11 protein-coding genes are annotated in these 12,888 nt (G+C 42.6%); 3 read left to right on the top strand and 8 right to left on the bottom strand.

Translation table 11 applies throughout. The features are described from left to right. On the bottom strand, window positions 1-3,813 hold a 3,813-nt coding region (gene purL, locus A1QC_RS02390), incomplete at its 3' end, for a phosphoribosylformylglycinamidine synthase (protein ID WP_017024410.1). A 345-nt stretch (window positions 3,814-4,158) separates the two neighbouring features. Here purL and mltF point away from each other — a divergent pair. Together mltF and A1QC_RS15595 are read left to right on the top strand one after the other, a co-directional pair. After that, on the top strand, window positions 4,159-5,655 hold the full coding sequence (gene mltF / locus A1QC_RS02395) for a membrane-bound lytic murein transglycosylase MltF (RefSeq protein ID WP_141705959.1): 1,497 nt from the start codon (window positions 4,159-4,161) through the stop codon (window positions 5,653-5,655). 201 nt (window positions 5,656-5,856) lie between these two features. Beyond that, window positions 5,857-6,000 carry a hypothetical protein gene (locus A1QC_RS15595; protein ID WP_198926402.1) on the top strand — a complete coding sequence of 48 codons (144 nt, stop codon included), beginning with the start codon at window positions 5,857-5,859 and terminating at the stop codon, window positions 5,998-6,000. Window positions 6,001-6,077: 77 nt separating this feature from the next. Here the strand turns inward: A1QC_RS15595 and tadA are convergent, their stop codons facing one another. The 6 genes from tadA to A1QC_RS02425 form a co-directional block, all read right to left on the bottom strand. After that, on the bottom strand, window positions 6,078-6,596 hold the full coding sequence (gene tadA, locus A1QC_RS02400; RefSeq protein WP_017024413.1) for a tRNA adenosine(34) deaminase TadA: 519 nt from the start codon (window positions 6,594-6,596) through the stop codon (window positions 6,078-6,080). 68 nt (window positions 6,597-6,664) lie between these two features. Further along, the gene (locus tag A1QC_RS02405; protein ID WP_017024414.1) at window positions 6,665-7,972 is read right to left on the bottom strand and encodes a hypothetical protein; all 1,308 of its coding nucleotides are present in this window, start codon (window positions 7,970-7,972) and stop codon (window positions 6,665-6,667) included. A 114-nt stretch (window positions 7,973-8,086) separates the two neighbouring features. Next, window positions 8,087-8,491 (bottom strand): type IV pilus modification PilV family protein, encoded by a 405-nt coding sequence (locus A1QC_RS02410; RefSeq protein WP_017024415.1) that lies wholly within the window; start codon window positions 8,489-8,491, stop codon window positions 8,087-8,089. Further along, entirely contained in the window at window positions 8,481-9,746 is a 1,266-nt protein-coding gene (locus A1QC_RS02415; RefSeq protein WP_017024417.1) for a hypothetical protein, read from the bottom strand. The genes A1QC_RS02410 and A1QC_RS02415 overlap by 11 nt, the downstream gene beginning before the upstream one ends. Before the next feature lie 2 nt (window positions 9,747-9,748). Beyond that, entirely contained in the window at window positions 9,749-10,348 is a 600-nt protein-coding gene (locus A1QC_RS02420) for a PilW family protein (protein ID WP_017024418.1), read from the bottom strand. After that, complete coding sequence (locus tag A1QC_RS02425; RefSeq protein ID WP_017024419.1) at window positions 10,329-10,862, bottom strand: GspH/FimT family pseudopilin; 534 nt, start codon at window positions 10,860-10,862, stop codon at window positions 10,329-10,331. The genes A1QC_RS02420 and A1QC_RS02425 overlap by 20 nt, the downstream gene beginning before the upstream one ends. 102 nt (window positions 10,863-10,964) lie before the next feature. On the opposite strand from A1QC_RS02425, the gene A1QC_RS02430 reads away from it, so the two are divergent. Next, window positions 10,965-11,429: a type IV pilin protein gene (locus tag A1QC_RS02430; protein WP_026025728.1), complete on the top strand. Its 465-nt coding sequence runs from the start codon at window positions 10,965-10,967 to the stop codon at window positions 11,427-11,429. A gap of 274 nt (window positions 11,430-11,703) precedes the next feature. On the opposite strand, the gene dnaJ is transcribed toward A1QC_RS02430, so the two are convergent. Then, window positions 11,704-12,846 carry a molecular chaperone DnaJ gene (gene dnaJ, locus A1QC_RS02435; RefSeq protein ID WP_017024421.1) on the bottom strand — a complete coding sequence of 381 codons (1,143 nt, stop codon included), beginning with the start codon at window positions 12,844-12,846 and terminating at the stop codon, window positions 11,704-11,706. Between the last annotated feature and the right edge of the window lie 42 nt (window positions 12,847-12,888).

The raw sequence follows: 12,888 nt of genomic DNA on the forward strand, positions 1-12,888 counted from the left end.
TACCGTGCGGAATACACGCTCAGGGTGTGGCATCATTATACTGACACGACCATCAGCCGTAGTTAAGCCTGTGATCGCATTCGGTGAACCGTTCGGGTTATTTGGGTATTGCTGAGTTGGGTTACCCAGATTATCCACGTAACGCAACGCCACCGTACCTGAATTTTCAATCGCTTGTAGGTGCTCATTGTTACGCACTTCCACACGACCTTCACCATGAGACACAGCGATTGGCATGCGAGATCCTGCCATGCCACTGAAGAATACAGAATCTGATTTCTGCACTTCCACTAAGCTAAAGCGGGCTTCAAAACGCTCGGATTCATTGCGAACAAAACGCGGCCATAAATCAGCACCTGGAATAAGTTCACGCAAGTTAGACAACATCTGACAACCGTTACACACACCTAGCGAGAAGGTATCTTCACGCTCAAAGAAGCCTGCAAACTGCTCACGCGCATTGTCATTAAACAAGACTGACTTCGCCCAGCCTTCACCAGCGCCAAGTACATCACCGTAAGAGAAGCCACCACAAGCTACAAGGCCTTGGTATTCTTCAAGCGCGGCTTGTCCCGTTAAGATATCGCTCATGTGAATATCGGTTGCTTCAAAACCTGCGCGGTCAAAAGCAGCCGCCATTTCAACATGTGAGTTAACGCCTTGCTCACGCAAAATTGCCATTTTTGGTTTTGCGCCAGTCGAAATATAAGGCGCGGCAATATCTTCATTGATATCGAACGTCAATTTAACGTTTAGACCCGGATCGTTGTTATCGGCTTTTGCTGCATGCTCTTGATCAGCACACGCAGGGTTATCACGCATTGCTTGCATTTTATGGGTAGTTTCGGCCCAAATGGTGCGAAGCTCGCTGCGGTTACGCTCAAGTACCACGGTGTCACCAGTGGTGATCACAACAGAATCCGACGCTTCAACTGCGCCAATGACATGTGAACATTCCGCTAAGCCATTCGCTGCCAGTGTTGCTTGAACTGCTTCAAGATCGTCGTTACGAACTTGAATCACTGCGCCTAATTCTTCGTTAAATAATGCGGCTAAGGTATCCTCACCTAACGCTGCAATATCCGCCTTCACGCCACAGTGGCCGGCAAACGCCATTTCAGCAAGAGTCACAAATAAACCACCATCACCTTTATCGTGGTAAGCCAGAAGCTTATTCTCACGCACCACGGCTTGCTTGCCTGTGTAGAAGCCTTTTAATTGCTCGACGTTATCCACATCGGCAGGTTTATCACCAAGTTGTTTGTAAACTTGCGCCAGCGCTGTTGCGCCCATGCGGTTTTTACCATTACCTAAATCAACCAAGATCAGGCTAGTGTCGCCTTTCGTCACTTGAAGTTGAGGTGTCACTGTTTTACGTACATCTTCAACACGAGCAAAAGCGGTGATAACCAATGACAATGGCGACGTCACTTCGCGCTCTTCACCATCTTGTTGCCATTTGGTCTTCATCGACATTGAATCTTTACCGACCGGAATCGTCAGACCTAACGCTGGACAAAGCTCTTCACCCACCGCTTTTACCGCTTCATACAAGCCAGCATCTTCACCTGGGTGACCGGCTGGAGACATCCAGTTCGCCGATAATTTAATGTGTTTGATATCACCAATATCGGTCGCTGCAATGTTCGTGATGGACTCACCCACCGCTAAACGTGCTGACGCGCCGAAATCAAGTAATGCAACAGGCGTACGCTCACCAAGTGACATTGCTTCGCCGTGGTATGAATCGTAACTTGCCGCGGTTACTGCACAGTTTGCGACAGGAACCTGCCAAGGGCCAACCATTTGATCACGAGCGACTAGACCCGTTACCGAGCGGTCACCAATGGTGATAAGGAAGGTCTTTTCTGCCACAGTTGGAAGACGCAATACTCGCTCTACCGCTTCATTAAGCTCAATACCAGTGCGATCAATCGCTGGGTTATTGGCTTTTAGCGTTTGCGCATCACGGTGCATTTTAGGGGTTTTACCTAAAAGAACATCCATTGGCATATCGATTGGCGTGTTGTCGAAATGTGAATCTTCAAGTTTCAAGTCACGCTCTTCAGTTGCCACACCAACCACTGCATAAGGGGCACGTTCACGCTTACAAATCGCATCAAAGGTCGCCATATTTTCAGGCGCAACCGCCATAACATAACGCTCTTGAGATTCGTTACACCAGATCTCTAATGGGCTCATGCCAGGTTCATCATTAGGTACATCACGCAGTTGGAAAATACCACCACGCTCACCATCATCGACAAGCTCTGGTAATGCATTCGAAATACCGCCCGCGCCCACATCGTGGATAAAGGCAATTGGGTTTGCGTCTCCTAATTGCCAACAACGGTCGATCACTTCTTGGCAACGACGTTCCATTTCTGGGTTTTCACGTTGAACAGAAGCAAAATCGAGATCTTCAGCCGATTGACCAGAAGCCATAGAAGAAGCCGCGCCGCCTCCAAGACCAATGTTCATCGCCGGGCCACCTAATACGATTAAGCTTGCGCCAACTGGGATTTCTTTTTTCTGTACGTGTTCATCTCGGATATTACCTAAGCCACCAGCAAGCATGATTGGTTTGTGGTAACCACGGATCTCTTCACCGTTATGAGAATTTACTTTTTCTTCGTAAGTACGGAAATAACCTAATAGGTTTGGACGACCAAATTCATTGTTAAATGCAGCGCCACCTAGTGGACCTTCTAGCATAATATCCAATGCGGTTACGATACGACTTGGTTTACCAAAATCGGTTTCCCAAGGTTGTACGAAGTTTGGAATTTTAAGGTTAGACACCGAAAAGCCGACTAAACCCGCTTTTGGTTTACCACCAATACCCGTTGCGCCTTCATCACGGATTTCACCACCAGAGCCAGTTGATGCGCCCGGCCAAGGAGAAATAGCTGTTGGATGGTTATGGGTTTCTACTTTCATCAAGATGTGTGCAAGCTCTTGATGGTAACCATATTGACGAGTTTTTGGATCGGGGAAGAAACGACCAACCGTTGAACCAACCATAACCGCCGCGTTATCTTTATACGCTGACAATACGTTATCTGGCGTCACTTCCATGGTGTTTTTGATCATTTTGAAAAGCGATTTTTCTTGCTCTACACCATCAATCGTCCAACCTGCGTTGAAGATTTTATGGCGACAATGCTCAGAGTTCGCTTGGGCAAACATCATCAATTCAATATCGGTTGGGTTACGACCTAACTTTTCAGTAAAGCTTTCGACCAAATACGTGATTTCATCTTCTGCTAATGCAAGACCTAGTGTTACGTTGGCTTCTTCAAGCGCCGCACGTCCACCCGTTAATAAATCCACTTCAGATACAGGCGCAGGCTCTGCAACTTGGAATAACGCTGCCGCTTGTTCAAAATCGCTAAACACCACTTCCATCATGCGATCGTGCAATAGGGCTTTAAGCTCAACTAATTGCAGTTCAGATAATGGGGTTGTCGCTTCAACGTAGTAAGCCGTACCGCGCTCAAGGCGTTTTACTTTGCCTAAGCCACAGTTATGAGCAATATCCGTTGATTTAGATGACCAAGGCGAAATAGTGCCCGGGCGAGGAGTCGTCAACAGCAGTTGACCTTTCGGCTCATGATCTTCGATCGTTGGACCGTACGTAAGTAGTTTTTCTAGCTTGCCTGACTCGATATCGTCAAGCTCAGAGGTTAGGTCAGCAAAATGCATGAACTCAGCATAAATACCAGACACAGGTAGGTTTAACTCACGACAAAGCTCTAAAAGCTTGTTGACACGAAATTCGGATAAAGCGGGGGATCCACGCAAAATTCTCATGTACTTAGGTCTCTTTGGCTGTTGGTTTTAAAAAAAGAAAAGTGATATTGAAATCAATTCAGAATGTTAGCTGTAATACCTGAACTTTATTTCAATTTCACCTTATCCTTTTGCGGCATATTATAGAGTAAATCCGTGACCGAAGTAACAGCAAAAGCAACCGTTTGCGCAATTTTTTATTTAAAAACTTTTTTATTTTCTAATCAAGGTTAAAATTCAAGCACATGAGGCCTTCTTTCCTTTTCAATATGACCTTAGCTTTTCATTTACCACCGAGTAACTTTGCTGATGTGACGGCTATTTGGTATAAAGTAGCCACCATCATTTATGTGAGATTACCTTTTGATTGATTTTTACTCTCATTCTTACTTTAAACGTTTGGTTTGCCTGTTATTTATTCTTATTGGTCTAACAGGCTGTAAACCAGATCCTAAGTCTCAAACTGACTTAGAGAAAATTCAAGAACGTGGCGTATTAAGAGTTGGAACACTTAACAACCAACTGTCTTATTTTATTGGCCCAGATGGCCCAACGGGCCTGGAATATGAATTAGCGAAACGTTTTGCCGATGAATTAGGAGTAAAATTAGAAATTAAACCTGCTTACCATTTAACTGGTTTACTTCCTGCATTGAAAAATAATGAGGTTGATCTCATCGCGGCGGGGCTTAGTCACACACCGGAAAGGCTAAGCGAATTTAGCCCTGGTCCTGCTTATTATTACGTTAGCCAGCAGGTGATCTATAAAAAAGGTTCGTGGCGTCCACGTAATTTACAACAGCTGATCGACAAGAAAGGCAAACTGACCGTGGTCGAAGGCTCACAATCAGAGCACGCCTTGCATGCTATCGCGAAAGACAATCCAGATTTAACATGGGAAGTCACTAAAACTTCGGATTCTACCGATTTGCTCAAATCGGTATCGGAGGGGAAAATTGATTTTACGATTGTCGATTCAGTGACTCTTTCAGTGAACCAACGTTTACACCCTAACCTCGCGTTGGCTTTTGAATTAACCGAAGATCAACCTATTTCATGGTTCATCCGTAAAACCGATGATGATTCACTCTACGCTCTTATGCTTGAGTTCTTTGGTGAGATAAACCAATCCGGCGAACTTGCTAATTTAGAAGAGAAGTATTTTGGCCATATTCAAAGCTTTGACTATGTGGATACGCGTGCTTTTATCCGCTCACTCGACAGCAAATTACCGAAATACAAAAAGCTCTTCCAAAAGTATTCCAAAGAGTTCGACTGGCGTTTAATTGCCGCTTTGTCTTACCAAGAATCACACTGGAACCCTGAAGCGACCTCTCCGACTGGAGTTCGCGGCATGATGATGCTAACGCAATCTACGGCTAAAATAATGGGTGTAAAAAACCGTTTAAATCCAGATGAATCCATTCGTGGTGGCGTTGGATATTTACGTAAAATGGTTAAACGAATTCCAGACTCAGTCCCTGAACACGAAAAAATTTGGTTTGCATTAGCGTCTTATAATGTTGGTTTCGGACATGTAATGGACGCACGACGAATTACTCGCATTCAAAAAGGCAACCCTGACTCTTGGACTGAAGTAAAAGAACGATTACCAAAACTTAGGTTACCCGGCTTTTATAAATATACGTATTACGGTTTCGCTCGAGGAGATGAAGCGAAAAACTACGTAGAAAATATACGTCGCTACTATCAAACTATCATTGGCTATGAATCTCAAAACCAAAAGCCGATAAAAGACGATAACTTAGATACCGATTTTCAGGTGATCGAAACCAACGAAACCCAAGCAATCAGTGCTGCAGACTCCAGTAATGATGAAGGCGACATATCGCTGCCCAATTGAGTTTATAGCACTATAGAAAAGGCGAAGATCCAACCGATCTTCGCCTTTTTTTTGAATGAAGAATACGCCTAAGATTGAATGAAAAATCATTAGCTGGAAAAAATAAACTGTGCTACAACTGTAATGGAGATGTCATAAATAAGCGCTATAAAGGCTGCTGACAAAACAATAAAACCATCACATATATAAGGAGACATACGAATGTTCTCTAAGAAAAGAACCACCAATAAGTTTTTACATCGTAAATCGAGTTCTACCCGCAGGCAGCGCATGTTAGCCAACAATAAAAAACAAGTGCTATGGCGTCACCGTAGTTATGTTTTTTGGTCGGACTACCCTGCTTAATCGCTTTCGGGCAACCTTAATAATAACCAACAGAAATCGGCAAACCCCATATAGAGTTTGCCGTTAACCTAACCTGACTATTCTTCTGAATTCTGCTCTAATTTTTTCGCTTTAATTTCTTTTCGGCGACGTTTAAAAAAAGCCTGTAATTGATGACGGCATTCTTCTTCTAATAAACCACCAGCGACTTCAGCATAATGGTAAGATGCTTGACTTTTAAATAAGTCCAAAACCGTACCCGCCGCGCCAGCTTTTAAGTCATAAGCACCAAAAACTATGCGCCCAACCCGGCTATGTAATAAAGCCCCTGCACACATAGGGCAAGGTTCTAACGTGACATATAAAGTGGTATCTAATAGTCGGTAATTTTGTAACGTTTGACCCGCTTGACGAATGGTGACAATTTCAGCGTGCGCTGTCGCATCATGTTGACCAATCGCTGCGTTCCAACCTTCAGCAATGATCTCACCATCTTTCACTAAAACTGCCCCTACAGGCACTTCATTATGCGACTCTGCAACCGCAGCCAGTTCGATAGCTCTGTGCATAAAAGCTTTATCTTGTTCAGTAAATTCAGGGGTTATCGGCTCAACCACAACTCAGCTCTCTTTTATTATGGAGTGGGGATTATACGCGAACTCTTAAAGGATAATTAGCCTTAGTATCAAAAGTCTCGCCAGGAACCTTTTAACCAACTTGGCGGTGTGCTACCAAACACAGCATCAATCACATCCTCGTTATAACTAAAATTTAATGAGTCATGAAATAAAGCTAATTGACCATCCATATCCAGAAACTGTCCGCCAGTAAAATTAAACGAACCACTTTGATAGTACGCCGCCGTGTTAGCGGCTGGGTAAGGTGTACCATAGGATTTTTTTAATTGATGATCAAACACAGTCACACCGGGGCTGCTTAAATGGTGATTCGCATCAAGACCATTCCAATCGGCACTTGAAGGTTGAAATCCATCGTTAAACTGAAATAGCACACCTTTAAAATTACCAGAACCTATTAATGAAAAAACACCATTATGAACCAGTAATAGAACGCCATCAGTGCGTTGCGATGATTGAGCCATAGTGGATAAATCACTGCCACCGATTTCACACGAGCCTTCAATCCAAATATGTGTATGACCAAGCTGAACTAACTCTTTAACCTTTTGACCACACTCACTGACTCGAGCGGCTAACGAACCGTCTATTGCTGTATTTCCATATACAATCACAAAGTTATATTTCGGATTATCACGCACTTGTTGCCACTTCTCTTTTGACACTTCAAACATCGCCTCAAAAGGTTTTAAATCCGGATCCTGCATTAAATCTTGTTTTTGGTGCTGCTCAGAAGCAGAACGAGTTTTGTGTGAATCTAAGCAATCTTTTCCATTATTATCAAACCCAGTATAAGGTGGTTCTATTGTCGCCCCTACCCCTTGGTTATTCACCCCCGCCCCCGGTGAAAATATACTTTTAAAACGAACAGCCACACACTCCCATCCTGCTTCTGTTTCAACTCCGGGATCTGGCGGGCTAATCGTGGTCGAAGCCTGTGTAAATAAATCTGCGGTTGATTGAATTGCCCCAGCAAGACGATTGTTACTAAAGTTCATGACTTTGTGTACTGTATTTTGATTAGCAGTACTTTGTACAATCGGTGAGACTAAATACTTTTTTCCACCAAGGTCAGAAATATTAATGCTTGTTAAATTTAATGGCTCGAGGCAATCCTCTTTGAGGTAATCTGCTTGCATTAAATCGGATAAATTACGATCAGCCTGAGCTTTTGCAAACGCGCACTCAATCGCGCCTTCTCCAAGCCATGTATTTTGACGAGCTTCTATTTCATTTTGTATCCGCTTCGCTTGGAAAAAGGTTGCCTTGTAAGAGGCCAGTGACAAGGTAAGAGCAGCAATTAAAAGTAAACCAGTGAAAAGAAGGCTGGATGCCCCCTTTTGATTAATGTTCATTTAAGATTCCTTTGCTTTATTTATTATTGTTAAAGGCAAATAAATCTTAATTGATAAGTTTGTTTTTTAAATTAATCTGGTTGAGTTAATAATAACTCTAACAATAAATTCGACTCAGTTATCAAATTCATTGTATTGAGAGATCATGGTTTTCAACGCAACGGATTGTCGATCATTCCAACGGGTATCCCACCCTGTTTCTATATCAACCGTTTTTAATGCACCAGATAGAGAGTCTGTGACTGTCCATGTAGTGGTATAAGAACCTGAAACTATTGAATACGTCCCTTCGGATATAGAAGAAAACGCGATTGTTCCGCTTGCACCACTGATAGAACGAGTTCGAAAAAACTCTAATTGAGACTCTGCCAAGTGCAGAGCTTTGATGCTGTTTTCAGCAAAGTCCGCTTGTCTTTCCATATAGGTTTGCAGTTTCACAAGGCCCATAATGCCGACGATGAGAATAATAAAAGTGATCAATACTTCAATTAAGCTGAAGCCTTTTTGTTTAGAAGTCATTCCATGATCCTTTTAGCCATTTGGGAGGAGTCATTCCAAAAATAGAATCAAGGACATCACTGTTATAGCTAAATTTAAGTCCATTGTTAAAAAAAGCAATTTGACCGCTCATATCTAGAATTTGTCCACCCGTAAAGGAAAATGACCCATCTTGTACATAAGCTACCCCACCTAAGCTTGCTGCATAATTAAAATAAGCTGCTACTGTATTACTAGTCGCTTTATTATCAAAGCCATCCCAACTTGTACTTGTGATATTAAAACCACTGTTGTAGTGAAATAAAGCTCCCTTAAACACCCCGCTACCTTTTATTGAAAATATTCCATTATGGATAAATAATAAAACTCCACTGGTAGCTTGAGTTGCAGTAGCAACACTGCCTAGAGCATCTGATAACTCACAAGAACCTTCAATCCAAATTCTAGTGTTTGTAGGACTAATAACATTGAGAAGTTGATTGTCACAGTCGACTCCGGGATTGTTAATAACCTGAAAGTCTAAAGCTAGGTTATCTCTAACTTGTGTCCAATTCATAGGCTCTACGCCAAATAACTCCTTAAATGGTTCAAGACTTGAATCTTGTTGAATATCACTTTTAAGTTCAGCTGGATTCTGTGTTGAATAATCAGATAAACAATCCAAACTCGACGAAAAATCTGAAGAAGGACTTGGTATGGTTGATCCCACCCCCTTATTTTGAAGATTACCATCAAAGTCGAGATAACTTTTATATCTAATCGCAGAACACTCCCAACCAGAGATAGTTTCATTACCAGGATCAGGAGGAGAGAACTCTGTTGCACCTCGGATAAATAAATCAGCTGTTGCTTTAATCGCTCCTGCACTACGACTTGAGGACATATCCAATACTTTTCCAAGCTTTACGATAGATGTTTCATCCACCACTTGGGGTTCAATCAATAGTTTTTTTCCCCCCAAGTTTGTTACCTCAATATTGGTCGTTTTGAAATGATCAACACATTCAGATTGTAAATAACTAGAAGTATTAGTTGTGAGCGCCAAGAAGTCTCTATCTATATGTGCTTTTGTATAAACACATTCTAAGCCTCCTTCTAATGCCCATTGGTTTTGCCGCGCCTCAATTTCATTCTGAGCTCGTTTGGCTTGAAAAAAGACACTCTTATAGCTCGCCAAAGTAATCACTAAAGCAGCCAGTAGTAATAAAGCCGCAACCAATAACGTCGCCGCGCCTTGTTGTTTATGTTTACGAGACAGGAAAAGTAAAGGTGCCATGATTACTGCCAGTTCCTTTGTTTAATTTGGGTCGACATGGTTTGTTGATGGGAACCATCCAGTAATGACGCTGTAAGGGTAATAGTAATGAATGCAGAACTTACTGTGCTGCCTAGACCGGCTCCTGAAACATGAAAGCCATCCACATTTATTCTGTCATAATCGAGTAACGATAAGGTTGGAATACATACCGTTGTGATAGGGCTAGCTTCATTGCTGTTTTCACAAACTTTCAGTTTTGAATCTTCATACAAGAATGATGTTTGGGTATAAGTGTTATCTGGTGCTTTATAGGTATAAGCCACACTCGCTGAAGTGGTTTGGATAACACTACTTGCCCCAGACAGCATTAACGATTGTCCTTCTACGCCATTAAATCCAGCCCTTTGACTATCTTCTTTGATATATCTAAGTGCCTCATTAATACTTTGTAGTACTAGTAATTTTTGACTTCTTTCTAATGCTAATTTTTGACCGGAAAGAAATACACTCCCTACCGCCATTAGAGCAATAATACCGATGGCAGAGGCAATCATTAACTCGATGAGTGATATGCCTTTTTGGAACTTCAGCCTTCTCAATCTAACATTCTGGATAACCATAAAATGATCCTCCGTCACCACAGACTCGAATTCGCCCTGTAATATTATGGAATACTAAATTGAGGGTTTTATTGGCGTCGACATAAAAAGAAATACTTGATGATAACTTAGGCTTCCCATTAACAGGATCAAACTCTATTTGGGCCAGTGTGGCCGCCCCATTTGCCAATGGAAAATTCACAGTAATATTCTTAAAGGGCTTCCCACTTAACAACATAACCGCATTATTTTCCGCGCCCGATAATGTGGTGGTGGCTGTTGAAATCGTTCTTGTCGCCAAAACCCACTCGCCACTGTATGGGGTTCCAGTTTGCACTAGGTTTAACCATAGAGATTGATTACGCAATACCGCTTCCGATTTAGTCTGAACAAAGAAACCTTGCAGCTCTTCCGCTAATCGTTCCATTTTGGCTTTTTCACTGATCCCACTGAATGACGGAACGGCAGCCGCCAGCAAAACTGCTAGCACTACAATCGAAATCAGCATTTCAATTAACGTAAACCCTCGAGCCATTCCCCAAAAACCTCTGCAACTAGTTACATCGTGATTTTTCAACTTGAAGTGATGCTAACACTTATCAAAAATGGCATAAGTCTCTAACAGGAAGTAATAGAAATGATTCGAACAAATCGATGCAAGAAGAGAGTTGATAAACAAAAAGGAATGACATTGATCGAATTATTGATTGCAGTCGCGATCATTGGTGTTTTATCGGCAATTGCTTACCCAAGTTATCAAGATCATGTTTTGAAAAGTCATCGAGCATCAGCCATGACGGACATGATGAAAATACAATTGGCACTAGAACAACATCGAACTCAAAATGGCAGCTACGACTATACAATTGTCGATAATACAACCGGTGAATGTGATTCTAACTTAGGCTGTCAGAATGATACTGATCGCTATAAATTATCGATTGTTTCTGGGGGCAGTGGTATTAACCTTTACACCATTAAAGCAACACCGCAATCCACAGTAGGCCAGACAAACGATAAATGTGGCACCTTAGCTATGAATGCAGCTTCTGTCGGTAGTGCGAAGAAAGACAACGTAGAGGTTGATGGTTGTTGGAATTGATCACGACACACTGAATATAGATCCCTGATAGCTCCTTCGCCGCTTCAGGGATGACAACTTTAAGAACGTAATCAGGTTTATATCGACATCAAAAACCAAAGTCTGATAACGTTTTCCAATACCATAGGCACACGTTTTAACCGTCATTCCTGCCGAGCCTAAGCGAGAGCAGGAATCTACCCGCAACGTACTGAATATGATCCCTATAAAACAACAAAGCCTCCAGTTCACTCTGGAGGCTTTGTCTATTCATACATAACTAGGAAAAATACGACTAACTAGTTAAATCATCAAAAAATTTCTTCACACCGTTAAAGAACCCTTCTGATTTTGGTTTATGCTTATTAGCAGTTTCACCATCAAACGATTCTTCTAATTCGCGTAATAACTCTTTTTGGCGTGAACTTAATTTCACAGGCGTTTCCACTACCAGTTTGCAGATCAAATCACCCACTGCGCCACTGCGTACGGATTTCACACCTTTACCACGCATACGGAACATACGTCCTGTTTGCATCTCTGCTGGTACTTTTAGTTTAAAGCGACCATTAAGTGTTGGTACTTCAACTTCACCACCTAGAGCTGCAAGCGTAAAGCTTACAGGTACTTCACAGTGTAGATTGTTGCCGTCACGATCAAAAATGTGGTGTCTACGTAAATGGACTTCAACATACAAATCACCAGCGGGTGCGCCTTGCTCACCGGCTTCACCTTCTCCGCTCAAGCGAATGCGGTCACCAGTATCAACACCGGCTGGAATTTTAACATTCAGTGTTTTGTTTTTCTGCTTACGCCCTTCACCATGACAAGAATTACATGGGTCTTTGATGATCTTGCCTTTGCCATGACACGTTGGACACGCCTGCTGCACTGCAAAGAAACCTTGGCGCATTTGTACTTGACCATGACCATGACAGGTACCACATGTTTGTGAGCTTGAGCCTGCTTTGGCGCCACTGCCATCACAAACCTCACACTCTGCTAGCGTTGGTATATGAATTTCTTTTTCACAACCACGTACTGCCTCTTCTAAAGACAATTCCATGTTGTAACGAAGATCTGAACCACGCTGCGCACGTTGACCGCCGCCACGACGGCCACCGCCAAAGATATCACCAAAAACATCGCCAAACATATCTTCGAAGCCGCCGCCTCCACCACCGAAGCCACCGCCTCCGCCGCCCATGCCACCTTGCTCAAAGGCTGCATGACCGTATTGGTCGTATGCTTGTTTCTTTTGCGGGTCAGTTAAAATTTCGTACGCTTCTTTAACTTCTTTGAATTTTTCAGATGCATCCGCTTCTTGATTGCGGTCTGGGTGAAATTTCATCGCTAAGCGTTTGTACGCCTTCTTAATATCACGCTCTGATGCACCACGTTCGACACCTAATACTTCATAAAGATCACGTTTTGACATGCTCGGTTCACCAATTTCTTAGGCCAACAAGCAAAGCTCATT

This window comes from Vibrio rumoiensis 1S-45, from assembly GCF_000286955.2.
GTDB classification, from domain to species: Bacteria; Pseudomonadota; Gammaproteobacteria; order Enterobacterales; family Vibrionaceae; genus Vibrio; species Vibrio rumoiensis_A.

Bases quoted from the DNA above. Each gene is read 5' to 3' on its own strand.
- dnaJ (WP_017024421.1), bottom strand. From the start codon at position 12,846: ATGTCAAAACGTGATCTTTATGAAGTATTAGGTGTCGAACGTGGTGCA.
- A1QC_RS15595 (WP_198926402.1), top strand. From the start codon at position 5,857: ATGTTCTCTAAGAAAAGAACCACCAATAAGTTTTTACATCGTAAATCG.
- A1QC_RS02430 (WP_026025728.1), top strand. From the start codon at position 10,965: ATGATTCGAACAAATCGATGCAAGAAGAGAGTTGATAAACAAAAAGGA.
- A1QC_RS02415 (WP_017024417.1), bottom strand. From the start codon at position 9,746: ATGGCACCTTTACTTTTCCTGTCTCGTAAACATAAACAACAAGGCGCG.
- A1QC_RS02420 (WP_017024418.1), bottom strand. From the start codon at position 10,348: ATGGTTATCCAGAATGTTAGATTGAGAAGGCTGAAGTTCCAAAAAGGC.
- A1QC_RS02410 (WP_017024415.1), bottom strand. From the start codon at position 8,491: ATGACTTCTAAACAAAAAGGCTTCAGCTTAATTGAAGTATTGATCACT.
- A1QC_RS02425 (WP_017024419.1), bottom strand. From the start codon at position 10,862: ATGGCTCGAGGGTTTACGTTAATTGAAATGCTGATTTCGATTGTAGTG.
- A1QC_RS02405 (WP_017024414.1), bottom strand. From the start codon at position 7,972: ATGAACATTAATCAAAAGGGGGCATCCAGCCTTCTTTTCACTGGTTTA.